General features: G+C 60.2%; 22 protein-coding genes. 15 read left to right on the top strand and 7 right to left on the bottom strand.

Features of this window, described 5'->3' with window-relative positions; translation table 11 throughout:
• Window positions 1-83: 83 nt before the first annotated feature.
• From AB5Y97_RS04255 to AB5Y97_RS04235, 5 genes are all read right to left on the bottom strand, one after another.
• Window positions 84-1055 carry a TAXI family TRAP transporter solute-binding subunit gene (locus AB5Y97_RS04255; protein WP_005339950.1) on the bottom strand — a complete coding sequence of 324 codons (972 nt, stop codon included), beginning with the start codon at window positions 1053-1055 and terminating at the stop codon, window positions 84-86.
• Window positions 1056-1468: 413 nt separating this feature from the next.
• The gene (locus AB5Y97_RS04250; protein ID WP_194494925.1) at window positions 1469-3622 is read right to left on the bottom strand and encodes a S9 family peptidase; all 2154 of its coding nucleotides are present in this window, start codon (window positions 3620-3622) and stop codon (window positions 1469-1471) included.
• Window positions 3623-3856: 234 nt separating this feature from the next.
• Window positions 3857-4288, bottom strand: coding sequence for a DUF411 domain-containing protein (locus tag AB5Y97_RS04245; protein ID WP_101531249.1), 432 nt, complete (start codon window positions 4286-4288; stop codon window positions 3857-3859).
• Between the two features lie 46 nt (window positions 4289-4334).
• Window positions 4335-4658 (bottom strand): hypothetical protein, encoded by a 324-nt coding sequence (locus tag AB5Y97_RS04240; protein WP_368157279.1) that lies wholly within the window; start codon window positions 4656-4658, stop codon window positions 4335-4337.
• Between the two features lie 88 nt (window positions 4659-4746).
• Window positions 4747-5469 (bottom strand): SDR family oxidoreductase, encoded by a 723-nt coding sequence (locus AB5Y97_RS04235; RefSeq protein WP_368157278.1) that lies wholly within the window; start codon window positions 5467-5469, stop codon window positions 4747-4749.
• A gap of 142 nt (window positions 5470-5611) precedes the next feature.
• Between AB5Y97_RS04235 and AB5Y97_RS04230 the strand changes: the two genes are divergently transcribed.
• From AB5Y97_RS04230 to AB5Y97_RS04210, 5 genes are all read left to right on the top strand, one after another.
• Window positions 5612-6454 carry a LysR family transcriptional regulator gene (locus AB5Y97_RS04230; RefSeq protein ID WP_005339957.1) on the top strand — a complete coding sequence of 281 codons (843 nt, stop codon included), beginning with the start codon at window positions 5612-5614 and terminating at the stop codon, window positions 6452-6454.
• Between the two features lie 101 nt (window positions 6455-6555).
• Window positions 6556-7152 carry an NAD(P)H-dependent oxidoreductase gene (locus tag AB5Y97_RS04225; RefSeq protein ID WP_368157277.1) on the top strand — a complete coding sequence of 199 codons (597 nt, stop codon included), beginning with the start codon at window positions 6556-6558 and terminating at the stop codon, window positions 7150-7152.
• 67 nt (window positions 7153-7219) lie between these two features.
• The gene (locus AB5Y97_RS04220; RefSeq protein WP_274161689.1) at window positions 7220-9076 is read left to right on the top strand and encodes a monovalent cation:proton antiporter-2 (CPA2) family protein; all 1857 of its coding nucleotides are present in this window, start codon (window positions 7220-7222) and stop codon (window positions 9074-9076) included.
• Complete coding sequence (locus AB5Y97_RS04215; RefSeq protein ID WP_274161688.1) at window positions 9073-9459, top strand: SirB2 family protein; 387 nt, start codon at window positions 9073-9075, stop codon at window positions 9457-9459. Before AB5Y97_RS04220 ends, AB5Y97_RS04215 begins: the two co-directional genes overlap by 4 nt.
• A gap of 287 nt (window positions 9460-9746) precedes the next feature.
• Entirely contained in the window at window positions 9747-10733 is a 987-nt protein-coding gene (locus tag AB5Y97_RS04210) for a YafY family protein (RefSeq protein WP_005339987.1), read from the top strand.
• Window positions 10734-11588: 855 nt separating this feature from the next.
• Here AB5Y97_RS04210 and AB5Y97_RS04205 read toward each other — a convergent pair.
• Both AB5Y97_RS04205 and rsmD read right to left on the bottom strand, forming a co-directional pair.
• Window positions 11589-11900 carry a DUF1145 domain-containing protein gene (locus AB5Y97_RS04205; RefSeq protein WP_019444692.1) on the bottom strand — a complete coding sequence of 104 codons (312 nt, stop codon included), beginning with the start codon at window positions 11898-11900 and terminating at the stop codon, window positions 11589-11591.
• A complete protein-coding gene (gene rsmD, locus AB5Y97_RS04200) occupies window positions 11884-12513 on the bottom strand; it encodes a 16S rRNA (guanine(966)-N(2))-methyltransferase RsmD (RefSeq protein WP_005339991.1) in 630 nt (209 codons plus the stop codon). The genes AB5Y97_RS04205 and rsmD overlap by 17 nt, the downstream gene beginning before the upstream one ends.
• Before the next feature lie 110 nt (window positions 12514-12623).
• On the opposite strand from rsmD, the gene ftsY reads away from it, so the two are divergent.
• The 10 genes from ftsY to hutH all read left to right on the top strand — a co-directional run bounded on the left by ftsY (window position 12624) and on the right by hutH (window position 24610).
• On the top strand, window positions 12624-14465 hold the full coding sequence (gene ftsY / locus AB5Y97_RS04195) for a signal recognition particle-docking protein FtsY (protein ID WP_368157276.1): 1842 nt from the start codon (window positions 12624-12626) through the stop codon (window positions 14463-14465).
• A gap of 89 nt (window positions 14466-14554) precedes the next feature.
• On the top strand, window positions 14555-15223 hold the full coding sequence (gene ftsE / locus AB5Y97_RS04190; protein WP_005339995.1) for a cell division ATP-binding protein FtsE: 669 nt from the start codon (window positions 14555-14557) through the stop codon (window positions 15221-15223).
• Window positions 15223-16176, top strand: a complete 954-nt coding sequence (gene ftsX, locus AB5Y97_RS04185) for a permease-like cell division protein FtsX (RefSeq protein ID WP_005339996.1) — start codon at window positions 15223-15225, stop codon at window positions 16174-16176. The genes ftsE and ftsX overlap by 1 nt, the downstream gene beginning before the upstream one ends.
• 451 nt (window positions 16177-16627) lie before the next feature.
• A complete protein-coding gene (gene rpoH, locus AB5Y97_RS04180) occupies window positions 16628-17482 on the top strand; it encodes an RNA polymerase sigma factor RpoH (protein WP_005339997.1) in 855 nt (284 codons plus the stop codon).
• A 125-nt stretch (window positions 17483-17607) separates the two neighbouring features.
• Complete coding sequence (gene can, locus AB5Y97_RS04175; protein WP_042076162.1) at window positions 17608-18267, top strand: carbonate dehydratase; 660 nt, start codon at window positions 17608-17610, stop codon at window positions 18265-18267.
• An 11-nt stretch (window positions 18268-18278) separates the two neighbouring features.
• Window positions 18279-18983 (top strand): histidine utilization repressor, encoded by a 705-nt coding sequence (gene hutC, locus AB5Y97_RS04170; RefSeq protein WP_368157280.1) that lies wholly within the window; start codon window positions 18279-18281, stop codon window positions 18981-18983.
• Window positions 18984-19137: 154 nt separating this feature from the next.
• Complete coding sequence (hutI, locus tag AB5Y97_RS04165; protein WP_368157275.1) at window positions 19138-20373, top strand: imidazolonepropionase; 1236 nt, start codon at window positions 19138-19140, stop codon at window positions 20371-20373.
• Entirely contained in the window at window positions 20366-21310 is a 945-nt protein-coding gene (hutG, locus tag AB5Y97_RS04160) for a formimidoylglutamase (RefSeq protein ID WP_368157274.1), read from the top strand. The genes hutI and hutG overlap by 8 nt, the downstream gene beginning before the upstream one ends.
• A 53-nt stretch (window positions 21311-21363) precedes the next feature.
• Window positions 21364-23073, top strand: coding sequence for a urocanate hydratase (gene hutU / locus AB5Y97_RS04155; protein ID WP_064338911.1), 1710 nt, complete (start codon window positions 21364-21366; stop codon window positions 23071-23073).
• Window positions 23074-23077: 4 nt separating this feature from the next.
• Window positions 23078-24610, top strand: coding sequence for a histidine ammonia-lyase (gene hutH, locus AB5Y97_RS04150; RefSeq protein WP_368157273.1), 1533 nt, complete (start codon window positions 23078-23080; stop codon window positions 24608-24610).
• Window positions 24611-24653: the final 43 nt, after the last annotated feature.

Raw genomic sequence — 24653 nt, 5'->3', positions numbered from 1 at the left:
AGTACAACAAGAGCGACACCCGCCCCCGCAATCAGGCGGCGGACGGGTGTCGAAGAGAGTGACAAAGGCCCCGGGGCCTTCAATCAGAGCCAGCCGCGCTCTTTGTAGTAGCGGGCAGCCCCTTCATGCAGCGGTGCAGAGAGACCCACCTTGATCATGTCGGCCTCTTTCAGGTCGGCAAAGGCAGGGTGCAGGCGCTTGAAGCGATCCAGGTTGTCGAACACCGACTTGACCAGCTGATAGACCACTTCCGGATCGGTTTTGGCGCTGGTGGAGAGCACCGCTTTGCCACCGATGGAGGGGGTCGGCTTGTCGCTGCCCTTGTAGATGCCGCCCGGGATCTCGGCCTTGCTGTAGTAGCTCTTCTCGGCCAGCAGCTTGTCGATGTCGGCGCCGGTCACAGGTACCAGTACCGCATCTGTGGTGGTGGAGGCTTCCTGAATGGCGCCGTTCGGGTGACCGACGAAGTAGCTCATGGCGTCGATGTTGTTGTCACCGAGGGCGGAGGCCTGTTCGGCCGGTTTCAGCTCGGAGACCAGACCGAAGTCACCCTTCTTCCAGCCTTTGACCGCCATGATCTCTTCCATGGTGTCACGCTGGCCGGAGCCCGGGTTGCCGATGTTGACGCGCTTGCCTTTCAGGTCGTCAAAGCTGGCGATCTTGGCATCGCGGCGAGCCAGGATGGTGAACACCTCGCTCTGCAGGGAGAAGACGGCGCGCATATCGTCCATGGCCCCTTCGGCCTGGAACGGTGGCAGCCCCTTCATCGCCTTGAACTGGTGGTCGGATTGCATGATGCCGAAGTTGAATTCACCGCTGCGGATGCCGTTGACGTTAGCAACACCGCCGCCACTGGCCGGGGCGTTGCACTTGATCTGGTGATCGGCGGCGCCGCGATTGAGGAAGCGGCAGATGGACTGGCCAGCGACATAGTAGACGCCGGTCTGACCGCCGGTGCCTATGGTCACGAAGCGCTCCTGCGCTTGTACCGGACCACCGAATGAAACACCGACCAGAGCCGCCGACAGGGCGCATGCCAAAGTTAATCCTTTCATTTTTTCTCCCTTTTCTTTGATTTTGTTTATCCGATCCCCGGATAAATTGATGGCAATCCCGTTCTGCGCCGGGCTTGCCCGCTCTTCTCGTTGCGCGAAAGCGGGGGAGTTGATCACCCCCTTTCCGGCAGTCACCCTCATCCTGTGGTGAGGCTACCGACCTCCTGTCGGTCGAAGATAAATTGGCCCCTGAGGGGCCAAATAAAAAGTTGCAAGCACTCCGATTAAGCACATTCACCCAACATAAATCAAACGAAATGGCAAAATAGCGGAGTTAAATCTTGAGAAACATGACCTCGATCATTCATTTTCTTGCCGAAGATTAATTTGATATGGAGGGAAATGGAAGAGGGAAAAACTACGAGAGGATTCTTATGCGGCCCTTGAATGACAAGGGCCGGAGTCATGAGAGATCAGTTGGCCGGGGTGGCCAGATCCAGGATAAAGGCGTATTCCAGCGCGATATCCTCGTAGGCTTTGAAGCGGCCCGACTTGCCGCCGTGGCCGGCATCCATGTCGGTGTTCAGTAACAACTTGTTATCATCCGTCTTCAGTTCGCGCAGCTTGGCGACCCACTTGGCGGGCTCCCAATACTGCACTTGCGAGTCGTGCAGCCCGGTGGTGACCAGCAGGTTGGGATAGGCTTGCGCCTTCACCTGATCGTAGGGGCTGTAGCTCTTCATGTAGTCGTAGTAGCGCTTCTGGTTCGGGTTGCCCCACTCGTCATACTCCCCGGTGGTGAGGGGAATGGACTCGTCCAGCATGGTGGTGACCACATCGACGAACGGCACCTGCGCCACCACGCCGCAATAGAGTTCGGGCGCCTGATTGATGACCGCCCCCATCAGCAGGCCGCCGGCGCTGCCGCCCATGGCGTAGACCTGATCCCTGGCACCGTAGCCTTGCTCCACCAGCGCCTTGGTGACATCGATAAAGTCATTGAAGGTGTTCTGCTTTTTCAGCAACTTGCCATCTTCGTACCAGTGACGGCCCAGCTCTTCACCACCCCGGATATGGGCGATGGCGTAGACGAAGCCTCTATCCAGCAGGCTCAGGCGCGAGCTGCTGAAATCGGGATCCATGCTGGCGCCGTAGGATCCGTAGCCATAGACCAGCAGCGGATTCTTGGGCGCATCGGCCTGATCTTTCTTGAATTTGTCTTTGCGATAGACCAGCGACACCGGCACCGATACGCCGTCGCGGGCGGTCACCCAGAGCCGCTCGCTGGCGTACTGGTCGGCCTTGAAGCCTGCCACCGGCTGCTGCTTGAGCAGGGTGCGCTTGCCGCTCGCCATATCCAGCTCATAGGTAGAAGCGGGGGTTGTCATGGAGGAGTAGCCATAACGCAGGGCGCTGGTATCCGGCTCCGGGTTGTAGGCGAGCCAGGTGACATAGGCGGGATCGTCGAAGGCGATCTCCTTCTCGTCACCGCTCTGCCAGTTGATCTGGCGCAGTCGGGTCAGCCCCTTGTTGCGCTCTTCCAGTACCAGCCAATCCTTGAACAGGGCGTAGCTCTCCAGCAGCACATCCGGATTGGGGGCGATCACCGCCTTCCAGCGATCGACCGGGCTCTCTTTGGTCTCGTAGAGGCCGAAGTTCTTGCCGTCCTTGTTGGAACGCACATAGAAGCGGCCGCGGTAGTGATCCAGGCTGTATTCGTGATCCACCTGACGGGGCAGGAACAGGCGTGGGGCGTGCTCCGGCTGGTTGGCATCGATCAGCCGTGCTTCGCCGGTGGTGGTGCTGGAGAGGGCGATGACGATGAAATCTTCCGAGGTGGTGGCGTAGAGGCTGATGTAGAAGGAGTCATCCTTCTCCTCGTAGACCAGCTTGTCCGTGGCTGGATCCGTCCCGAGCGTATGGCGATAGACCTGATAGGGCAGCAGGGTCTGCGGGTGCTTGCGCACATAGAAGACGGTCTTGTTGTCGTTGGCCCACACCAGATTGCCGGAGGTATTTTCCAGTTTGTCGGTGGCCCACTGGCCGCTCTCCAGATCGAGGAACTGGATCTGGTACTGACGGCGGGAGAGGAAATCTTCCGCCACCGCCAGCCAGCGGTTGTTGCGGCTCACCTCAAGGGCGCCGAGGGCATAGAACTCGCGCCCTTCAGCCCGCAGGTTGCTGTCGAGCAGCAGACTCGACTGCTCTTCACCGAGCTTGGTGCGCGAGTAGATCCCGTACTCCTTGCCCGGCTCATAGCGGGTCTGGTAGCGGTAGCCATTCTTCACATAGGGCACCGACTCATCCTGCTGGGGGATGCGGGCGACCATCTCTTTGTAAAGCTGTTCGCGCAGGGGTTGGGTCGGCTTGAGCATGGCCTCGGTATAGGCGTTCTCGGCCTTGAGATAGTCCAATACCTCGGGCTTCTGCCGCTCGTCGTCACGCAGCCAGTAGTAGTTGTCGATGCGGGTATCCCCGTGTTTTTTCAGGGTGCGGGGATGTTTGGCGGCCACGGGCGGCTGGATTGGATGTTCGCTTGTCAGCATGGCGGGCTCTTCATTGGCATAAGTAGGGGGGAGAACTGTCAGAAAGGCTAGCAGCAGAACTCCTCGGGAAAAGGTAAACATGTCGCATCCTTGGCGCTGGAAAGGGTTGGTAGACCTGAGCATCGGCTCCATGAATTGGCGTTAAATCTGCCCCTTGTTGCCGGTGGTTGCAAGCAATCCCTTGTTATTGCAGGAAATGTAATCAAAAAAAGCCGCTATCTCGCGATAGCGGCCCTCTTTCTGGCCATGAGCGGCAAGAGTCCGCTCAGGTGTGCCTCACATGATATGGGAGTGCCCTCTCATGACCAGTTTTCGTCAGCCTGGGTAGCTCGACCAGCTGTTGGTCGCGCCCTCGTTGCTGATACTCAGTACCTCATAGGGATGGCCCGGAATATCCATGCCCGGCGCACTCTGGGGCATGCCCGGAATGGTCAGGCCACGGATTGCCGGTTTTTCCCTGAGCAGCTTCTGCACATCGGCGGCCGGTACATGCCCCTCGATCACATAGCCATTTACGATACCGGTATGGCAAGAGGCTAGTTCAGGCGCGATACCGTATTGCTGCTTCACTGCGCCGAGCTGTTCGGTTTCGATGACCTCCAGTTCGAAGCCATTCTGCTCCATGTGCTCGTTCCAGCTTTGGCAGCAGCCACAATATTTGGATTTGTAGACGGTCATCTTCTCGGCCGCGAGAGCCGAAAAGCTGACGGTACCGGCCAGCATGGCCAGTAACAGGGGTTTGTACATCACTCACCTCAGATTGAAAGAAAAGATGCCCGATACGGGATGCGTTTCAGATCCGGGTGCGTGGGGGGCGTTCGAGCCGCTCGCACGGAGCGTCCGGCATATAGAGAGAGGGGGAGGCGAAGTCGGGGGTATCCGGTTCCAGTACGGCGACCGTCAGGCTGTCGCTGCCTACCAGTGTCATCGAGAGGGCGGTGGTAAAGCTGCCGCAGGGCATCGCTTTTTCCAGGGTGCGCTCGCTCTGGCTGCAGTGGGTAGTCAGGGTACAGAGGTCGGTTGCGGCCCGGCTGCCAAACGACATCAACACCAGCACCAGACTCCACAAGGGGAGCCAGCGACGGGCGTGAGCGAGTTGGCGACGGGTGAGAACCATGGAATGACTCGAAAATAACAAGGGGCACATGGTAACCCTGTGCCCCGGGGGAGGGTCAAGCCCTCCCCATGGTGTCAGTCAGCCAGGATTAAGGTTGCTGACGGGTCGCAGCCAGCACGATCTCGCGCACGCAGACGTTGGCAGGCTGGTTCCAGGCGTAGAGCACGGCATCGGCGATCACTTCCGGCGCAATGACGCCGCCCATCTGATCTTTCCAGTCGTGGTAACCGGCCTTGATGCTCTCGTCAGTGGTGTGGCTGAGCAGCTCGGTCTCGACCGCCCCCGGGGCAATGGTCACCATACGCACGCCGACATCGGCCACCTCTTCCCGGATGTTCTCGGTCAGGGCGTGCACGGCGAACTTGGTGGCGCAGTAGGCAGCATGGTTCGGGAAGGTCTTGCGACCGGCGATGGAGCTGATGTTGATGATGGTACCGCTGCGGCGCTCCTTCATGCCTGCCAGCACTGCGTGGACGCCGTTCAGCACCCCCATCACGTTGATGTTGAGCATCTGCTGCCATTCGGCGGGATCCTGCACATCGGCCTGACCCAGCAGCATGACGCCGGCGTTGTTGACCATGCAGCCGACCGGGCCAAATTTGGCTTCTGCCTGCTGGACGGCGGCCTTCATGGCGGCGGTGTCGATCACATCGACCCCGATGCAGAGGGTATCAGGCAGATTCAGCGCCTGCATCGGCTCGACCCGGCGGGCCAGCAGCAGCAGCGGATGGCCGGCGGCAGAGAAGGCACGGGCGATGGCGGCACCGATCCCGGCGGAGGCACCGGTGATCACGACGAGAGATTTGGACATGGGTCTTTCCTTCTGATTCAAGAGTCGGTTTGAGCAAACAGGTGGCTGGCCAGCACGGAACCCAATCACTATAGTCACTGTATCTATAAGTGATAAATATTGTTTTCCGCTGGTTATCATCTGAAAAAACTATGGTTGGTTTATGCTGGACTTGAGATTGCTGCGTTTCTTCATCGCCATCTATGAAGAGAAGAACATCACGGCGGCGGCCGAGCGCTGCCACGTCAGCCAGCCCTCCCTCTCGGCGGGACTGCGCCAGCTGGAAGAGGCGCTCGGTGACAGCCTGTTTGTCCGGGGCAAGAAGGGGGTGGTGGCGAAAGATCCGGCCCACTATCTCTATCCTCACGCGGTCAAGCTGGTGGAGGAGGCGCGCCGTTTGCCGGAGCTGTTTCGCCAGAAAGCGACGCGTGCGAGGCTCAATATCGCCATCATGCCGGACTTGAGTCGCCGCCGGGTGGCCGGGCTGCTGCAGCAAGTTCAGCGCGTGTTGCCGCAACTGGATCTCACCCTCTCCGACTACACTACGCCCGCCGACTGCCGCTTGACGCTGGATGCCTTGCGCCGGGAGGACGAGATCTTTCTGCCGCTGTGGGAGGAGGATTACGTGCTCTGCGTGCCGGTCGACCATCCCCTCGCAAGTCGCGAAAGGATCGAGCTCGCCGAGCTGCAACATTATGATTTTATTGAGTGCCCGCCCTGCGAAGCGCACCAGCAGACTATCGGCTTGCTGGCCTGTGACCGGCTTACCCTCAATCTGGTGGCCAAGGCCGAGAGCAAGGGGCTAGTGATGGCGCTGGTGCTGGCGGGGGTCGGCATCAGTTTTCTGCCGGACGGGCTGGTGGAAGATGAGGCGGGTCTCTGTACCCTGCCGGTGAGCGGGCCGCGGATGTTTCGCCGGATCGGGCTCTGCTATCCCGCCCACCAGACCCTCAATCCGGCGCTGCGGGAGCTGATCCCCGAGTTGGCAGGCTATGGCGCTTCCTGATAAGGTCGCTCTCCTGTGCACCTTTACGATGCAGCTCCCCAGACTCCCCTTTTCTGTTTACCTCGCCTTGCACCGCAAGGCTTTGTTCGGGTGATGTGGTCATGAAACGCATTCTGGTTATTTTTTCCCATCCCGCGCTGCAGAGCTCGCGGGCCAACAAGCAGCTGTTGCAGGCGATTGAGGGGCTGGAGGGGGTCACGGTTCACGACCTCTATCAGCACTATCCCGACATGTTTATCGATGTGAAGCGGGAGCAGGCGCTGCTCTGTGAGCACGACATCATCGTCTTCCAGCACCCGTTTTACTGGTACTCCTGCCCGGCCATCATGAAAGAGTGGATGGATCTGGTGCTGGAGTATGGCTACGCCTACGGCCCCGAAGCCCACGCCCTCAAGGGCAAGCAGTGGCTGAGCGCCATCACCACCGGCGGTGCGCCGGAGTCCTACTGCAGCGAGGGTTACAACAGCCGACCGTTGCTCGATTTTCTGCTGCCATTTCAGCAGGCGGCCACCTTGTGCGGCATGAACTGGCTGCCCCCTTTCGTGCTGCACTCCTTTCACAAGATCAAGGATCCCGCCGCCCTGCGCCGCTGCGGGCATGACTATCGCCAGCTGCTTTGCGCCCTGCGTGACGATCAGCTGACCCCGGGGCAGCTGGCCGGGCGTCCTTATCTGCGCGACTTGCTGGAGGTGCTCTGATGAAACACTGGCAGCTTGTTGGCCGAGCTTATGAGCCGGATCTGATGTTCACACGGAGGGCTGACTGATGGGCCACGGGATCCTGTTTGATGCCTTTATCTACCTCTCCGCCGCCGTCATCGCGGTGCCGCTCGCCAAACGCTGGGGGTTGGGCTCGGTGCTCGGTTATCTGCTGGCGGGGATCATCATAGGCCCCTTCCTGCTGGGGCTGGTGGGGGAGCAGAAGGATGTGATGCACTTCGCCGAGTTTGGCGTGGTGCTGATGCTGTTTCTGGTCGGTCTTGAATTGCGTCCGGCCCTCTTGTGGCAGCTGAAGGGGCCGATCCTCGGCACCGGCGGCCTGCAGGTGATGCTCACCACGGCGGCGCTGACCGGCGTGGCGCACCTGATCGGTCTGCCGCTGCAACAGGGGCTGGCCATCGGCCTCATTCTGGCGCTCTCCTCCACCGCCATAGTTCTGCAGAGCCTGCAGGAGCGCAAGTTGATGCAGAGCGAGAGCGGTCGCTCCGCCTTTGCGGTGCTGCTGTTTCAGGATATTGCAGTCATTCCGATCCTGGCGCTGCTGCCGCTGCTGGCCATGGCACCGGTCGCCAGCAGTGGTGGCTCCGAGCTGGCGGGTTGGCAGCACGGTCTGCTGGTGGTCGCGGCCATCTCCGGCATCGTGCTGGGTGGCCACTACCTGATGCGGCCGGTATTTCGTGCCATTGCCCAGTCCCACATGCGGGAGATCTTCGTCGCCGCCGCTCTGCTGCTGGTGATCGCCATCGCGGTGCTGATGGAGTCGGTGGGGCTCTCGCCCGCTCTCGGCTCCTTCCTCGCCGGTGTGGTGTTGGCCGATAGCGAATATCGCCACGAGCTGGAGGCAGACATTGAGCCGTTCAAGGGCTTGCTGCTCGGCCTCTTCTTTATGTCGGTGGGGGCGGGGATCGACTTCGGGCTGTTTGCCGAGCACCCCTTCCTGATACCAACCCTGGTCGTTGGCCTGATGGTGCTCAAATGGCTGGTGCTGATGGCGCTTGGCTTCATCATCCGCATCTCGCCGAGCCAGCGCTGGACCTTCGCACTGGCGTTGGCGCAGGGGGGCGAGTTTGCCTTCGTGCTCTTTTCGTTTGCCGCGCAAAATCGGGTGCTGCCCGGCGAGACCATCTCGCTGCTGACGCTGGTGGTGGCGCTCTCCATGGCGCTCACCCCGCTGCTGCTGATCCTCAATGATCGGGTGATCCAGCCCTGGTTCGATTACCGTAACCAGAGCGACGCGCCGCAGCATGAGCAACCTGAGCTGGTGGAGCATCCGGTGATCATCGCGGGCTTCGGCCGCTTTGGTCAGATCGTGGGGCGCCTGCTGCACGGTCACGGCATCGGTACCACCATCCTCGAGCAGGATGCCAGCCAGATAGAGACCCTGCGCAAGTATGGCTATCAGGTCTTCTATGGTGATGCCAGCCGGATCGACCTGCTCCATGCCGCCGGGGCGCACAAGGCGAAGCTGCTGGTGCTCTCCATCAACGATCCGGCTACCTCGCTGGCGGTGATCGAGATGGTGCAGAAGCACTTCCCGCACCTGAAGATCCTGGCGCGCGCGCTGGATCGGCCCCACGCCCACGAGATCCTGCGCCACGGGGTCGAAAGCGTGCACCGGGAAACCCTGGGCTCTGCGGTCGATCTGGGGGTGGAAGCCCTGACCCAGCTCGGTTTTCGGGCCAACCAGGCCTGGCGGGCGGGGCAGACCTTCAAGCAGCACGATAACTGGCTGTTGCGCGAGCAGGTCAACTATCTGGACGACGAACACACTTATATCAACAAGAGCCTGCAATACCGGGAGATCCTCTCCGATCTGTTGCAAGACGACGAGGAGGGGCAGGAGCGTATCCATGCCCACAACTGGAATAGCGGGTTACCCGACGACGACAAGGAAGCAAAATGATTGCCTATTACCCCATGTTCAAACACCTGCATATGACGCTGGCGCTGGTCAGTCTGCTGCTCTTTATCTATCGCTGGAGTCTGGCGCTGGCCGGCAGCGCTCGGTTGCAGCAGAAGTGGCTGAAGATCCTCCCGCATATCAACGACACTTTCCTGCTGCTGTTTGGTGTGTTGCTGGCTGTGGCCTTGCAGTTGAGCCCGGGTCAACAACCCTGGCTGATGGCCAAGCTGGTTGCACTGGTGCTCTATATCGGTCTGGGTGTCATGGCGCTCAAGCGCCCGGCCCGCGGTCAGAAGCTGGTAGCCGGTGTGGCGGCACTGGCGGTGTTTGGCTACATGGTCGGTGCGGCCATCACCAAGTCAGCCTGGTCGTGGCTGATGTGAGCAAAAGGGGAGAGCTATGCTCTCCCCTGAAATCATATTCTGTGATGAATTAATTAATTGGAGTTTTATGCTAACAATAAATCGCAACATAGAACTTTCATTTGAGGGATTTTTGGCTAATTTTAGCCTCTAGCGGCTCCTTTTTTGAGTGCATTGTCTTTATAAATCAATTGGTTAATGTGTTTTGTATGAAAATGGCGACAGTTGTCGCAGCAAAACTTGCGACATAGACTGTCGCAAGTCACGACTAGCATACAGTCAACGCTAAACCAGTGAAGGCAAGCACCATGAGCAAGAAGCTGTTACGACAACTGACCTTGGCGCGTTGCATCCCGCACCGCCCTTACAAGCTGACCGCCAGCCAACTCCAGGTAAAACTGGAAGAGGAAGGTATCCACGTCAGTCTGCGTACCGTGCAACGGGACCTGGAGGAGATGTCCGGCATGGGACTGTTCGACCTCACCTCGGACGAGCGCAGCAAACCCCATGGCTGGTGCTTCGAGCGCCACGGCCTCAACGACTTTGCCAATATCATGCCGCTCTCGCTGGCGGTGGCCCTGAAAACCTGGAGTGATCAGGCGAGCCAACTGTTGCCGGCGAGTGTACTGACCGAATTGAATCCGCTGGTCGACAAGGCGAGCCAGGTGATCCGCGACAGCCAGAGTGAACTGGCCGAACGCTGGTTGGAGAGTGTCCACCAGTCACCGCGTCCGTTTGCTGGCAACCCGGAGATCCGCCGCAGCACCCTGATCCGCGATGCGCTCTGGCGTGGTCGCAAGTTCAGTGCCGAGATCCAGCGCGTGATCAAAGAGCGCACCGTGTGGCTCTGCTACGACCGTATCAACCCGCTCGGCATTCTCAATCAGCCGGACGGCCCGATCCTGCTCTGCACTCTGTCCGAGCTGGATCCCAAGGTCTACGGCATCCCGTTTGACCATATCAAGAACGTGGAGCTGACCAACTTCAGTGCCACCCAGCCGAAGGATTTCAATATCCAGAAGCTGATCCGCGATCAGGGCTATCAGGATGTGAGCGGCCCGATCCGCTTCGTCGGCCGGATCGATGCCAACAGCCAGTCGCTGGTGGATAACCAGATCCCCGGCAACAATCCACGCATGACCCGCTATGACAAGCGCAGCGTGGTGGTGGAGACTGAAGTGCAGGACACCCCGGAGTTTCGCAGCTGGTTGAACAACATCGGCGGTGAACTGGAGGTGCTGGCACCGGAATCGTTGCGCAAGGCCTATCTCAATCCGGCCAACCGCTTGAGCTGATTAAAAAATTGGAATGTTAAAGAGTCGAGCCTGGTCTCGGCTCTTTTTTTTGCGGTTTTTTTAAGCATATTTATTCAACTAATTTTTAAGTCTTAACGTCAGGATTGAACCGTTTTCCTGCCCCGTTTTCGGGGGCAAAACCCGTGTAAGAGATCTGCCATAGCGACTGTAAGAGGCTGGCGCTTTGAGCCGTACGCGAAGCCATGCCAGAATGATCGAGCTTTCCCGTGAAACTAAATAACTAACTGATATTAAAGGGTTAGTTTTTAGGTTCATTTTTTGAGATGGGGGCTGCATCGGATCTTTATCATCGGATGGCCCTTGTTCGGGGTGTGCATTTCCTTAGTATGGGTCTCACAAGGACGGAGCTGGTCCGGCAGGAAGCAGGGCAGCGCATAAAGATGGAATAGTCCGCAGGATGTGGACAAGGGACACCTCAGGATGAGTTCGATAATCAGGACGATTATCGCCACGGATGAATAAAGGAACACCGCGGGATGCGGCAGGACACTCTCGGGATGGGAGCAGAACGAACGGAACCTCGTTCTTCAGGATGAACAGGACCTCGCCGGATGCGAGAGGAATACTTCAGGATGAAGTGAGATAACCCGGATGGTTATCTGTCAGGAAGACGCAAGGAACCCCACAGGACGTGGTAATGGACACCTCCAGGATGGAGACAGTGAAGCAGTTCAGGATGAATTGCCAGGCCAGGAACGCCGCAGGACACGCCAACGGATTGGAAAGGGGATATTCCAAAGGATTAGGATAACGTCAGGGATTGCAGGGAGCATTGCAGTTCTACGGACAGGACGACACGACTCTAGGGGACGGCTACCGCCGTCCCCTTTTCTTTTATGGTTTGCCCGAGAGATTGCCGCGCTGGGCGGCGTTGACGATCTCTTGCAGGCGCTGACGAATGTCGACCATGCCAAACACACCAAAGATCAGCACAGTGACAAATTCGGCCTTGGTGACCGCGAAGTAGCGTTTGCAAGCTGCCTTGATCATGCTGGCCTGCAGCCAGTGTAGCAGGGCGACGATCACGCCGCAGACCGGCAGAAAGCCGTTGAGTTTGCCGGGCAGCGGGGCGATCAGGCTTATCAGCACGCCAAACCAGAAGAACAATATCAGCCCCATCGCCAACAGATTAAAGACTCGCTTCATTGTTTACCTCCCTTAGATAGAGTTGATAGCAGACCTGACCGGCTTGTTTGTCCTTGAGTAGTTGCCAGCTGGCGGGTAGCGCCAGATCGGCCATCTCCTTCTCCCGCTCCAGATAGATGAGGGCGTCCGGCGCCAGCCAGCCGCGCTGCTCCAGCAGTTCGCACACTTGCGGCAGCAGCTCGCGGCGAAACGGCGGATCGAGGAACACCAGATCAAACGGCGTGGCCGGGCCTTGCAGCCAGCTCACTGCATCTGACTGGATCACCTGACCCTGGCTGCTGCCGAGGGCGGTCAGGTTCTTCTTGATCTGGTCAGCGGCCCCTTTGTCCATCTCGATCAGGGTCACCTGCTCGGCATAGCGCGACAGCGCCTCCAGTCCGAGTCCGCCGCTACCGGCAAACAGATCCAGGCAGCGGGTGCCACGAATGTGGGGGGCCAGCCAGTTGAAGATGGTCTCCTTGACGCGATCCGTGGTGGGTCTGAGCCCCTCCACATCCTTGACCGGCAATTTGCGGCCTCGCCACTGGCCGCTGATGATTCTTACAAAGCCCGATTTTCCTTGCGGGGCGGGACTCTTGCTCGGGTTGCTACGGCTGGATTTCACTCTGGGCATCGCGTTTCATCGTCAGAAAATAAAGTGGTAGTATAAGGCGGTTCATTTTTATGCCGACCCGCCAAGGGACGGCTATCTTAGCAGTCAGCCTTTGATGTGAGTATTTTTAGATGGCAAAAGGTTTGTTTTCCTGGCTGGGTTTCGGCCGCAAGAAAGAAGAGGCTGAGGCTGTCCAACCACAGACACCCCAAGCCACCCCCGTTACCGTTGAGCCCGAGGTCACTGCTACCCCCGCTCCCGTTTCCGATACCACTGTTTCCGATAGTACGCCGGCTGTTGCCCCCGAAGTGCCTGCCAGCGCACAGAATTCCGTTTTGCAAGATGATTGCTGCCTGCCGACCGAGCTGGACGACCACGGCCCACTGGTGGTGGAGGAGTGCGCTTCCGATCTGGAGCCGGTGATCGTCAACGAAGCGCTGATCGCCGAAGAGGAGCGTGCCGCTGAAGCCGCTCGCACTGCCGCAGAGGCGCAAGCCGCTGAGGTCAAGGCAGCCGAAGAGGCCCGTATTGCTGCCGAAGCTCGTGCTGCGGAAGAGGCTCGTATTGCTGCCGAGGCTCGCGCCGCGGAAGAATCTCGCATTGCCGCCGAAGCTCGCGCTGCGGAAGAGGCACGTATCACTGCCGAGGCTCGCGCTGCGGAAGAGGCTCGTATCGCTGCCGAAGTCCGCGCCGCGGAAGAGGCCCGTATTGCTGCCGAAGCCCGTGCCGCGGAAGAGGCTCGCATTGCTGCCGAAGCCCGTGCTGCGGAAGAGGCTCGCATTGCTGCTGAAGCTCGCGCTGCGGAAGAGGCTCGTATTGCTGCTGAAGCTCGCGCTGCGGAAGAGGCCCGTATCGCTGCCGAGGCTCGCGCTGCGGAGGAGGCTCGCATTGCCGCTGAAGCTCAGGCTGCGGAAGAAGCCCGTATCGCCAAAGAGGCCCAGCGAGCGGAAGATATGCGCCTGGTCGCCGCGATGGAGGCTGAGGCCGCCGCCCTGGCAGCCCTGCCGCTGGCCGCCAAGGTGGACGACGACACCCAGGACAAACCGCAGCGGGAGGGCTTCTTTGCTCGCCTCAAGCGCAGTCTGGTGCGCACCAAGGAGAATATCGGCTCCGGTTTCTTCGGCCTGTTTCGTGGCAAGAAGATCGACGATGAGCTGTTTGAAGAGTTGGAAACCCAGTTGCTGACCGCCGATCTCGGTGTGGATACCACTACTCGTATCATCGAGGGGCTGGTGCAGCACGCGGATCGCAAGCAGCTCAAGGATGCCGAGGCGCTCTACGGCCTGCTCAAGCAGGACATGGGCGAGATGCTGGCCAAGGTGGAGCAGCCGCTGGTGATCGACACCAGCAAGAAGCCTTATGTGATCCTGATGGTCGGCGTGAACGGCGTCGGCAAGACCACTACCATCGGCAAGTTGGCCAAGCAGTTCCAGGCTGAGGGCAAGAGCGTGATGCTGGCGGCGGGTGACACCTTCCGTGCCGCTGCGGTCGAACAGCTGCAAGTTTGGGGTCAGCGCAACAACATTCCGGTGATTGCCCAGCACACCGGTGCCGACTCCGCTTCCGTCATTTATGACGCCATCGAGGCCGCCCGCTCTCGCGGGGCTGACGTGCTGATCGCCGACACCGCCGGTCGCTTGCAGAACAAGAGCAACCTGATGGAAGAGCTCAAGAAGGTCGTGCGGGTGATGAAGAAGCTGGATGAAGAGGCTCCCCACGAGATCATGCTGACTCTGGATGCCGGCACCGGCCAGAACGCCCTGAGCCAGGCCAAGCTGTTCAGTGAGGCGGTTGGCCTGACCGGTATCACCCTTACCAAGCTGGATGGCACGGCCAAGGGCGGCGTCATCTTCGCGGTGGCTGACAAGTTCCAGATCCCGATCCGCTACATCGGGGTGGGCGAGGGGATCGACGATCTGCGTCCCTTCGTTGCCAACGACTTCATCGAGGCGCTCTTCAGCCGCGATGAATAAGTCCGGCCGCGATGAGTCAGCTCAGCCGTGATGATTAAGTGTTCCATACCCCGACTCCGGTCGGGGTTTGTCAATTTCAGGGAACCGTTATGATTCGTTTTGACAAGGTCAGCAAGGTATACAGCGGCGGCCATCAGGCGCTGCAAAAGGTCAGCTTTCACCTGCGCAAGGGAGAGATGGCCTTTCTGACCGGGCACTCGGGGGCGGGCAAGAGTACCCTCCTCAAACTGATCAGCGTGATGGAGCGTCCGACCGATGGTCGCGTCTTCTTCCATGGCGACGATGTCAGCCATATCCAGCGCAGCCAGATCCCCTATGTTCGCCGCCAGATCGGGATGATCTTTCAGGATCACCGCCTGCTGATGGACCGCACCGTGTTCGACAACGTGGCGCTGCCGCTGGTGATCGATGGCTACAGCCATGCGGACATCAACAAGCGGGTGGCGGCGGCGCTGGACAAGGTGGGGTTGCTCGGCAAGGAGCGTTACCAGCCGCGCATGCTCTCCGGTGGTGAACAGCAGCGGGTCGGCATCGCCCGTGCCATCGTCAACAAGCCGCCGCTGCTGCTGGCGGATGAGCCGACCGGTAACCTGGATCCCCAGCTATCCATGGATATCATGCGGCTATTTCAGGAGTTCAACAATTTTGGGGTCTCGGTACTGATTGCCACCCACGATCTGGGGCTGATCGCTCGCATGCGCTATCGCACCCTGACCCTCAAGGCGGGGCGGATGTATTCGGCAGGGGAGGAGCTCTGATGGCTATCGTTCGTCATAAACAACCGCCGCTGCGCCGTCTGATGATGTACGGGGTTGACCATGTGCGGCAGGCGTTTGCCAGTCTCGGAGAGTTGTGGCGCAATCCGCTCGCCTCTCTGATGACGCTGGCGGTGCTTGGCGTCAGTCTGGCGCTGCCATCCTGCTTCCACGTGCTGCTGAAAAACGCCGAGGTAGTGGAGGGGAGCTGGCAGAGCAGTTCCCAGATCTCTCTTTACCTGCGCAAGGATCTGCCGGAGCAGAGCATTCTCGATCTGCAGCACAGGATCCTGCTCTATCCCGAGGTGGATTCGGTCACCTACCTGAGCCGTGACGATGCGTTGCGGGAGTTTCGCGAGATCTCCGGCTTCGGCGATGCCCTCGATTATCTGGACAGCAACCCGCTGCCGCCTGTGCTGAGCGTCATTCCGGATCCACGCTGGCAGAACCCGGAAGGGGCCGCCGAGCTGCTCAGCAAGCTCAACAACGAGGTGGGGGTCGAGCAGGGCAAGCTGGATCTGCAGTGGCTGACGCGGTTGCAGGGGATCATGAACCTGCTGCGCCACACCATTACCGGTATCGCGGTGCTGCTGCTCTCCGCCGTGTTGCTGATCGTCGGCAATACCCTGCGTCTCAACATCCTCAACCAGCGTTCCGAGATTGAAGTGCTCAAGCTGGTGGGGGCGACCGATTCCTTCATTCATCGTCCTTTCCTCTATACCGGTATCTGGTTCGGGGTCATTGGCGGCATGCTGGCCTGGTGGCTGACCGAAGTGATGGTGATCTGGAGCGAAGGGGTGGTGAAGGAGCTGGCGGGCTTGTATAACAGTAACTTCCGGCTGGTTGGCATGGGGGCGGTAGACGGGATCAATCTGATCCTGCTGGGCGCCCTGCTGGGGCTGATTGCCTCCTGGTTCTCGGTCCATCGCCACATTCGCGACATCGAACCATCCTGATTACTTTGTCATCAAAGTAAATCGCTGGATTTTGAGAGGCGGATCAAGTAAAAGAGGGGCCGTTTCTGGCTTGGCCCCCATAGTCAGAGTATTCTGAATAACAATGATCTTCCGGATCTTCGCTAGATCCAGTGAACCTTCTGATTTATAAGCAGTCTATTAAAGCTGAAGCATTTATACGGGTGTGGCCCCTCTGCCTTGCTCGTCAGACTTGGCAAGCATGTGAAGGTTGCGAGCTCCGCAACAATGGACTTAGCATGCTACTTTTCGGGGGTCCTTCATTGTGACCCCCTTTTTTTGACTGTTCATTCATGATTCATCCTGCAGGCTTAAGATAAGCCGGTCTAAAACTGGGCATGTTCTTTGATACACGCCGCAGAATGGCATCCGGTCAGTAGACAGACCCTCTCAGGGTGTTAGACTGATTCGATTGAAAAGTAAGAGGTAACAGATGGGAACTTCATTGCAGCGCACTATGGCTCTGATTCCGCAAGGTAGTCTGGAAGGCTATATCCAGGCAGTAAACTCTATTCCTGTGCTGAGCGCAGAGGAAGAGCGTGAACTGGCTGAGCGTTTGCAGCAGGATGGCGATCTCGAGGCTGCTCGTCAGCTGGTTATGTCGCATCTGCGCTTTGTCGTTCATGTCGCCAAGAGTTATGCCGGTTACGGTCTGCCTCAGGCCGATCTGGTTCAGGAAGGCAACATCGGCCTGATGAAGGCGGTCAAGCGCTTCGACCCGACGGTCGGCGTGCGTCTGGTCTCCTTTGCCGTGCACTGGATCAAGGCCGAAATCCACGAATATGTCCTGCGCAATTGGCGCATGGTCAAGGTGGCCACCACCAAGGCCCAGCGTAAGCTCTTCTTCAACCTGCGCAAATCCAAAAAACGTCTGGGCTGGCTGAACCACGAAGAGGTTCAGGCCGTGGCGGCCGATCTCGGCGTTTCTGCCGCTGACGTGACCGAAATGGAAGCGCGGATGGCCAACTACGATCAGGCGTTCGATCTGGTGGGTGACGATGAGGAAGAGGGCGGTTTCGCTCCGGTTCACTATCTGGAGGACAAATCCTCCGATCTGGCCGCCACCATCGAGAACGACAACTGGGACGATCACGCGACCCGTCGTCTGAGCTCGGCCCTCGCCACCCTGGATGAGCGCAGCCAGCACATCATCCGCGCCCGCTGGCTCGATGATGACAGCAAGACCACTCTGCAGGAGCTGGCCGATACCTACGGCGTCTCTGCCGAGCGTGTGCGTCAGCTTGAGAAAAACGCACTCAAGAAGCTGAAAGATGCCATGGAAGCCTGATGCTTCCTCTCATAAAAACAGGGCCTGATGGCCCTGTTTTTGTTTCGCAAGGATCTGGTCGGCCTTGCTTTGGTTACCCTTGAGTGTGTTATGTTGCCGCCACTGCCACATTAGGGAGAGCAGAAGTGAAACTGTTGAACGACCTGTTTACCAACAACCGTGAGTGGGCCGAACGGATCAAAGCCGAAGATCCCAATTTCTTTGCCACTCTTTCTGCCCAACAGGCCCCCGAATACCTCTGGATCGGTTGTTCCGACAGCCGGGTCCCCGCCAACCAGCTGATGGGCTTGCTGCCGGGGGATGTCTTCGTCCACCGCAACGTTGCCAATCTGGTGGTGCATACCGATTTCAACTGCCTCTCCGTGCTGCAATACGCGGTAGAAGTGCTCAAGGTGAAGCACATCATCGTCTGCGGTCACTATGGTTGCGGCGGCGTCAAGGCCGCGATGCAGAACCAGGAGTTGGGTCTCATCGACAACTGGCTGCGCAACATCAAGGATGTCTACTTCAAATACGGTGAAGAGCTCGAGGCCATCGAGGATGAGCACGAGCGCTTCGACTACCTGTGCGAGCTGAACGTCGCCGAGCAGGTCGCCAACGTCTGCCACACCACCATTATCCAGAACGCCTGGCGCAAGGGGCAGGAGCTGGCCGTCCACGGCTGGATCTACGGGATCAAGGATGGCTTGCTGCATGATCTCGATCTCTGCATCAGCGGCCCGGATCAGATCCCCGATGTCTATCGTGCCTGGCCGGACATGCGTCCGCCCCACCGTCGGCGCTAGGGTGCTTCATGGTGGCACCAGCTCTCTATCTGCAGATCAAGCAGCACATTCTGGACGGGATCCGCGAACGCCACTATCAGGCGGGGGACAGGATCCCGACCGAAGCGGCCCTGTGCGAGCAGTTCACCGTGAGCCGGATGACGGTCAACCGGGCGTTGCGGGAACTGGTGGCGGAAGGGTGGCTGGTGCGTACCGCCGGTTCCGGCAGCTTCGTGGCGGACCGGCGCACCGAGTCACCGCTGCTGGCTATTCGCAATATTGCCGACGAGATCGCCGAGCGTGGCGGTGAGTACAGCGCCCGGGTGATCCGGCTGCAGAGACTGGCCGCCGACGAGAAGGTGGCGGTACAGCTGGGGCTGCGGGTTGGCGCCCCCATCTTTCACAGCTTGATTGTCCATCAGGCCGATGGGGAGCCGTTGCAATTGGAGGAGCGCTTTGTCGATGCCGGGCGCCTGCCTGGCTATGGCGAGCAGGATTTCACCCTGCAAACTCCCAACCGCTATCTGATGGATGTCTGCCCCCTCTCCGAGATGGAGCACGTAGTGGAAGCCGTGTTACCCAGCGCCGGTGAGGCGGGATTGTTGCAGATCCGCGTAGATTCCCCCTGCCTGTTGTTGCACCGGCGTACCTGGTCGGAGGGGCATCTGGTCTCCTACGCCCGTTTGCTCTCCCCCGGTTCCCGCTACAAGCTAAGCTCCAAGGCTCAGATGGAGTAAATGTATATACAGCTCGATTTTGCAAAGCCCACCTCCTGGTGGGCTTTTTTGTGCTTAAACTCTAAGTTTGATGCTGTTATCAGGATGTGAACGCCGCTCTTTCTTTCGTCATAGAGATCGACTATAAGGATATGTATATACATTTGAGGTCGCTATGAACAAGGAACTGTTGAACTGCGAGCGTGTCTGGCTCAACGTGACGCCCGCTACCCTGAATGATGAGCTGGCCGACTACGGCCTGCTGCCGCACCACGCCATCGGCGTGAAGGATGGCAAGATCCACGCGCTGGTGCCGATGGCCGAGTTGAAGGGGCCCCATCCTGCTCACTGGCAGGATATGCGGGGCAAGCTGGTCACTCCCGGCCTTATCGATTGCCACACCCATCTGGTCTTCGCCGGCAGCCGTGCCGAGGAGTTCGAGCAGCGTCAGCAGGGAGTGGCCTATGCCGAGATCGCCCGTCGGGGCGGTGGCATCATCAGCACGGTGCGTGCGACCCGTGCCGCCAGCGAAGAGCTGCTGTTCGAGCTGGCGTTGCCAAGGGTGACATCCCTGATCCGCGAAGGGGTCACCACGGTGGAGATCAAGTCCGGCTACGGTCTGACGCTGGATGACGAACTCAAGATGCTGCGGGTGGCCCGCCGACTGGGAGAGGCGTTGCCGATCCGGGTCAAAACTACTCTGCTGGCGGCCCATGCGGTGCCGCCGGAGTATCGCGACGATCCCGACAGCTGGGTCGAGACCATCTGTCAGGAGATTATCCCGGCCGCCGCCGAGGCGGGTCTGGCCGATGCGGTAGATGTCTTCTGCGAGCATATCGGCTTCTCGCTGGCCCAGACCGAGCAGGTCTATCTGGCGGCGGATCAATACGGTCTGGCGGTGAAAGGGCATATGGATCAGCTCTCCAATCTCGGTGGCAGCACGCTCGCTGCCAACTTTGGCGCCCTCTCGGTGGATCATCTGGAGTATCTGGATCCGGAAGGGATCCTGGCGCTGGCCCACCGTGGCGTGGTCGCCACCCTGCTGCCCACCGCCTTCTACTTCCTCAAAGAGACCAAATTGCCCCCTGTTGCAGCTCTGCGCAAGGCGGGGGTGGCGATGGCGGTCTCCTCCGACATCAACCCGGGTACCGCGCCCATCGTCTCGCTGCGGATGGCGATGAACATGGCCTGCACTCTGTTCGGCCTGACCCCGGTGGAGGCCATGCTCGGGGTGACCCGTCACGCCGCCAAAGCGCTCGGCGAGCAGGATCGCCTTGGCCAGCTCAAGGCTGGCATGACGGCCGATTTTCTGATCTGGCACTGCGCCCATCCGGCCGAGCTGAGCTACATGGTCGGCGTCGATCAGCTGGCAGGCCGCATCTTCAAAGGCGAGGAGACTCTCCATGGATAAGTTCAACCCGATCGACATGTCGCTCTGGCAGGGGCGGCAGGATCCGGAAGATGGCGAACTGGCCCTGCGTTGGCACGACAAGGTGCTGCCCTGGACCGCCGGAGCACAAGACTCTGCCGGTGTAGTACTGCTTGGTTTTGCCTGCGATGAAGGGGTTCGCCGCAACAAGGGGCGTGTCGGCGCCGCCGGTGCTCCGCAAGCGGTGCGCAAGCTGCTGGCCAACACCGCCTGGCACCTGAATCGACCTGTCTACGATGGTGGGGATGTGAGCTGTACCGATGGCAATCTCGACGCCGCCCACGGCTATCTGGCCGAGCGGGTCGCCGCTGCGCTCGATCTGGGCCACTTCCCGCTGGTGCTGGGGGGCGGCCACGAGGTGGCTTTCGGTAGCTGGAGCGGCCTTAACAATCATCTGGGCGGCAATGGCAAGATAGGCATCATCAACCTCGACGCCCACTTCGACCTGCGCATGAAACAGGAGCAGGCCAGCTCCGGTACCCCCTTCTTCCAGATCGCCGAGCAGTGTGCCGCTCAGGGCACGCCGTTTCACTACGCCTGCCTCGGGGTAGCCGAGACCGCCAATACCCAAGCCCTGTTTGCCCGTGCCAAGGCGCTGGGTGTGTGGCATGTGCTGGATGAGGCGATGACCCAGACCGAGCTGCCAGCCTTGCTAAGCGGACTGGACGCCTTTATCGCCCACTGCGATCACCTATATCTGACCATCGATCTTGATGTGCTGCCCGGCAACCTGATGCCGGGAGTGAGCGCCCCCGCCGCCCGTGGTGTGGAGCTGGCGGTGATCGAACCGCTCATTGCCCATATCCGGGCCAGCGGCAAGCTGAGGCTCGCTGATCTGGCCGAGTACAACCCGACGCTGGATCAGGATAACCGCAGTGCCCGCGTGGCCGCGCGACTGGTTCATCTGTTGACCCGTTAACCCTTTGGCCGCCCGTCTCCAAAGGCACCCTATTGATACAACAAGGAGTGTGTATGTCTGTGCAACAGCAGGATCCCCGTCATGATCCCAATCGCTTGATCCGTGCCCCGCGCGGTACCGAACTGACCGCCAAGAGCTGGCTCACCGAGGCGCCGCTGCGGATGCTGATGAACAACCTGGATCCCGAGGTGGCCGAGCATCCCCAGTCGCTGGTGGTGTATGGCGGCATCGGTCGCGCTGCCCGCAACTGGGCCTGCTTTGACAAGATCGTCGAGGTGCTGACCCGGCTCGAGGAGGATCAGACCCTGCTGGTGCAATCCGGCAAGCCGGTCGGGGTGTTCCAGACCCACAAGGATGCACCGCGGGTGCTGATTGCCAACTCCAACCTGGTGCCCCACTGGGCCAACTGGGAGCACTTCAACGAGCTCGATAAGAAGGGCCTGATGATGTACGGCCAGATGACCGCGGGTTCATGGATCTACATCGGCACTCAGGGGATCGTGCAGGGTACTTACGAGACCTTCTTCGCGGTGGCCAATCAGCACTTCAACGGCTCGCCTGCGGGCCGCTGGATCCTCACTGGTGGTCTAGGCGGCATGGGCGGTGCCCAGCCGCTGGCCGCCACCATGGCCGGTTTCTCGATGATCGCGGTGGAGTGCGACGAGACCCGCATCGATTTTCGTCTGCGCACCCGCTATGTGGACAAGAAGGCTCACAGTCTGGATGAGGCGCTGGCCATGGTCGAGGAGGCCAAACAGAGCGGCAGCGCCGTCTCCGTCGGTCTGCTCGGCAACGCCGCCGATGTGTTCGCCGAGCTGGTGGCCCGTGGCATCACTCCTGACGTGGTGACCGACCAGACCTCTGCCCACGACCCGGTGCACGGCTACCTGCCACAGGGTTGGAGCGTGGCCCAGTGGCGCGAGCTGCAAAAGAGTGCACCGCAGGAGGTGAATCTGGCCGCCCGTCGCTCCATGGCCCGTCAGGTGGAGGCGATGCTGACCCTGCAAGAGCGCGGCGCGGCGACTCTGGATTACGGCAACAACATCCGCCAGATGGCGCTGGAGGAGGGGGTTGCGAACGCGTTCGACTTCCCCGGCTTCGTTCCCGCCTACATTCGCCCGCTGTTTTGCGAGGGGATTGGTCCGTTCCGCTGGGTGGCGCTCTCCGGCGATCCGGAAGATATCTACAAGACAGATCAGAAGGTCAAAGAGCTGATCCCGGATGATCCTCACCTGCACAACTGGCTCGACATGGCCCGCGAGCGCATCGCGTTTCAGGGGTTGCCGGCTCGGATCTGCTGGGTCGGGGTCAAGGATCGGGTACGCCTCGGTCTGGCCTTCAACGAGATGGTGAAAAACGGCGAGCTGAAAGCCCCCATCGTCATTGGCCGCGACCATCTGGATTCCGGCTCGGTGGCGAGCCCGAACCGCGAGACCGAGTCGATGATGGATGGCTCCGATGCCGTCTCCGACTGGCCGCTGCTCAACGCCCTGCTCAACACCGCCGGTGGCGCGACCTGGGTGTCGCTGCACCACGGCGGCGGGGTCGGCATGGGCTTCTCCCAGCACTCCGGCGTGGTGATCGTCTGCGACGGCTCCGATGACGCTGCCAAGCGGGTCGGTCGGGTGCTGCGCAACGACCCGGCCACCGGGGTGATGCGCCACGCGGATGCCGGCTACGAGATTGCCATCAACTGTGCCCATGAGGCGAAACTGGATCTGCCGATGATTGACGGCGCCAACGGTGTCAAAGTAAAGGTGTAACACCATGTTTGAATTGACTATTACTCCGGGCGAGCTGGATCTTGCCACCCTGCGCCGCGTCAGCCGCGAGCCGGTACATGTTTCACTGGATCCGGCCGCGCTGCCGGGGATCCACGCCTCAGCTGCCGTAGTTACCAAGGTGATCGAGCAGAACCGGGTGGTGTATGGCATCAACACCGGCTTTGGCCTGTTGGCCAACACCCGCATTCCGGTGGAGCAGCTGGACGAGCTGCAGCGCTCCATCGTGCTTTCCCACGCGGCAGGGATTGGCGAGTACATGGATGACGCCACCGTGCGGCTGATGATGGTGCTCAAGCTCAACTCGCTGGCGCGCGGCTTCTCCGGCATCCGGCTGACGGTGCTTGAGGCCCTGATGACCCTCATCAACGCCGAAGTCTATCCGGTGGTGCCGAAGAAGGGCTCCGTCGGTGCCTCCGGCGATCTGGCGCCGCTGGCTCATATGAGCTGCCTGCTGATCGGTGAAGGCAAGGCCCGCCACAAGGGCGAGCTGATCGACGCCGCTACTGCACTGAAAATTGCCGGGCTCGAGCCTATCGCACTGGCACCCAAAGAAGGATTGGCGCTGCTTAACGGCACTCAGGCGAGCACCGCCTTTGCGCTGGAAGGGCTGTTCCATGCCGAGGATCTCTACGCCGGTGCCATCACCATCGGCGCCATGAGCGTTGAAGCTGCGCTCGGCAGCCGCCGGCCGTTCGATGCCCGCATCCACGAAGTACGCGGTCAGCGTGGCCAGATCGATGCGGCCGCCTGCTATCGCCACCTGCTGGTGGATGGCAGCGAGATCGGCATGTCCCATCACAACTGCGAGAAGGTGCAGGATCCCTACTCATTGCGCTGCCAGCCGCAGGTGATGGGTGCCTGCCTGACCCAGATCCGTCAGGCCGCCGAGGTGCTGGTGTGCGAGGCCAACGCGGTCTCCGACAACCCGCTGGTGTTTGCCGAGGATGAAGATATCCTCTCCGGCGGCAACTTCCATGCCGAGCCGGTCGCTTTTGCCGCCGACAATCTGGCGCTGGCCATCGCCGAAATCGGCTCACTTTCAGAGCGGCGCATGGCGCTGTTGATTGACTCTCGGATGTCCGGTCTGCCGGCGTTTCTGGTCAACAACGGCGGGGTCAACTCCGGCTTTATGATCGCTCAGGTCACTTCGGCGGCGCTGGCCTCCGAGAACAAGACCCTGGCCCATCCCGCCTCGGTGGATAGCCTGCCTACGTCGGCCAATCAGGAGGATCACGTCTCCATGGCCACCTTCGCCGCTCGTCGATTGGCGGACATGGCGGAGAACACCTGCGGCATTCTGGCGGTTGAGCTGCTGGCGGCGGCACAGGGTCTGGACTTCCGTGCGCCCTTGCGCAGCACCGAGCTTATCGAGCTGGCCAAGGGACGACTGCGGGGAGAGGTGAGCTTCTACGACAAGGACAGGTATTTTTCGCCGGATATCGAAGCGGCAGCTGCCCTGCTGGGTCGTGCCAGCTACAACGACCTGATCCCGGCCGGGGTGCTGCCCAGCCTGTAAGCCTTGATCCCCCTTCTCCCCTGGCGGGAGAAGGGTGGGGGAT

This window comes from Aeromonas sp. R10-2 (assembly GCF_040908445.1).
In the GTDB taxonomy this organism is placed as follows: Bacteria; Pseudomonadota; Gammaproteobacteria; order Enterobacterales; family Aeromonadaceae; genus Aeromonas; species Aeromonas veronii.
The sequence above is the reverse complement of the archived record's forward strand: the minus strand, read 5'-3'. Positions and strand labels throughout refer to the sequence as shown.

What these genes read in the sequence shown, in the direction of transcription:
- AB5Y97_RS04255 (WP_005339950.1), bottom strand. Translation starts at nt 1,055, where the DNA reads ATGAAAGGATTAACTTTGGCATGCGCCCTGTCGGCGGCTCTGGTCGGT.
- AB5Y97_RS04250 (WP_194494925.1), bottom strand. Translation starts at nt 3,622, where the DNA reads ATGTTTACCTTTTCCCGAGGAGTTCTGCTGCTAGCCTTTCTGACAGTT.
- AB5Y97_RS04245 (WP_101531249.1), bottom strand. Translation starts at nt 4,288, where the DNA reads ATGTACAAACCCCTGTTACTGGCCATGCTGGCCGGTACCGTCAGCTTT.
- AB5Y97_RS04240 (WP_368157279.1), bottom strand. Translation starts at nt 4,658, where the DNA reads ATGGTTCTCACCCGTCGCCAACTCGCTCACGCCCGTCGCTGGCTCCCC.
- AB5Y97_RS04235 (WP_368157278.1), bottom strand. Translation starts at nt 5,469, where the DNA reads ATGTCCAAATCTCTCGTCGTGATCACCGGTGCCTCCGCCGGGATCGGT.
- AB5Y97_RS04230 (WP_005339957.1), top strand. Translation starts at nt 5,612, where the DNA reads ATGCTGGACTTGAGATTGCTGCGTTTCTTCATCGCCATCTATGAAGAG.
- AB5Y97_RS04225 (WP_368157277.1), top strand. Translation starts at nt 6,556, where the DNA reads ATGAAACGCATTCTGGTTATTTTTTCCCATCCCGCGCTGCAGAGCTCG.
- AB5Y97_RS04220 (WP_274161689.1), top strand. Translation starts at nt 7,220, where the DNA reads ATGGGCCACGGGATCCTGTTTGATGCCTTTATCTACCTCTCCGCCGCC.
- AB5Y97_RS04215 (WP_274161688.1), top strand. Translation starts at nt 9,073, where the DNA reads ATGATTGCCTATTACCCCATGTTCAAACACCTGCATATGACGCTGGCG.
- AB5Y97_RS04210 (WP_005339987.1), top strand. Translation starts at nt 9,747, where the DNA reads ATGAGCAAGAAGCTGTTACGACAACTGACCTTGGCGCGTTGCATCCCG.
- AB5Y97_RS04205 (WP_019444692.1), bottom strand. Translation starts at nt 11,900, where the DNA reads ATGAAGCGAGTCTTTAATCTGTTGGCGATGGGGCTGATATTGTTCTTC.
- rsmD (WP_005339991.1), bottom strand. Translation starts at nt 12,513, where the DNA reads ATGCCCAGAGTGAAATCCAGCCGTAGCAACCCGAGCAAGAGTCCCGCC.
- ftsY (WP_368157276.1), top strand. Translation starts at nt 12,624, where the DNA reads ATGGCAAAAGGTTTGTTTTCCTGGCTGGGTTTCGGCCGCAAGAAAGAA.
- ftsE (WP_005339995.1), top strand. Translation starts at nt 14,555, where the DNA reads ATGATTCGTTTTGACAAGGTCAGCAAGGTATACAGCGGCGGCCATCAG.
- ftsX (WP_005339996.1), top strand. Translation starts at nt 15,223, where the DNA reads ATGGCTATCGTTCGTCATAAACAACCGCCGCTGCGCCGTCTGATGATG.
- rpoH (WP_005339997.1), top strand. Translation starts at nt 16,628, where the DNA reads ATGGGAACTTCATTGCAGCGCACTATGGCTCTGATTCCGCAAGGTAGT.
- hutI (WP_368157275.1), top strand. Translation starts at nt 19,138, where the DNA reads ATGAACAAGGAACTGTTGAACTGCGAGCGTGTCTGGCTCAACGTGACG.
- hutG (WP_368157274.1), top strand. Translation starts at nt 20,366, where the DNA reads ATGGATAAGTTCAACCCGATCGACATGTCGCTCTGGCAGGGGCGGCAG.
- hutU (WP_064338911.1), top strand. Translation starts at nt 21,364, where the DNA reads ATGTCTGTGCAACAGCAGGATCCCCGTCATGATCCCAATCGCTTGATC.
- hutH (WP_368157273.1), top strand. Translation starts at nt 23,078, where the DNA reads ATGTTTGAATTGACTATTACTCCGGGCGAGCTGGATCTTGCCACCCTG.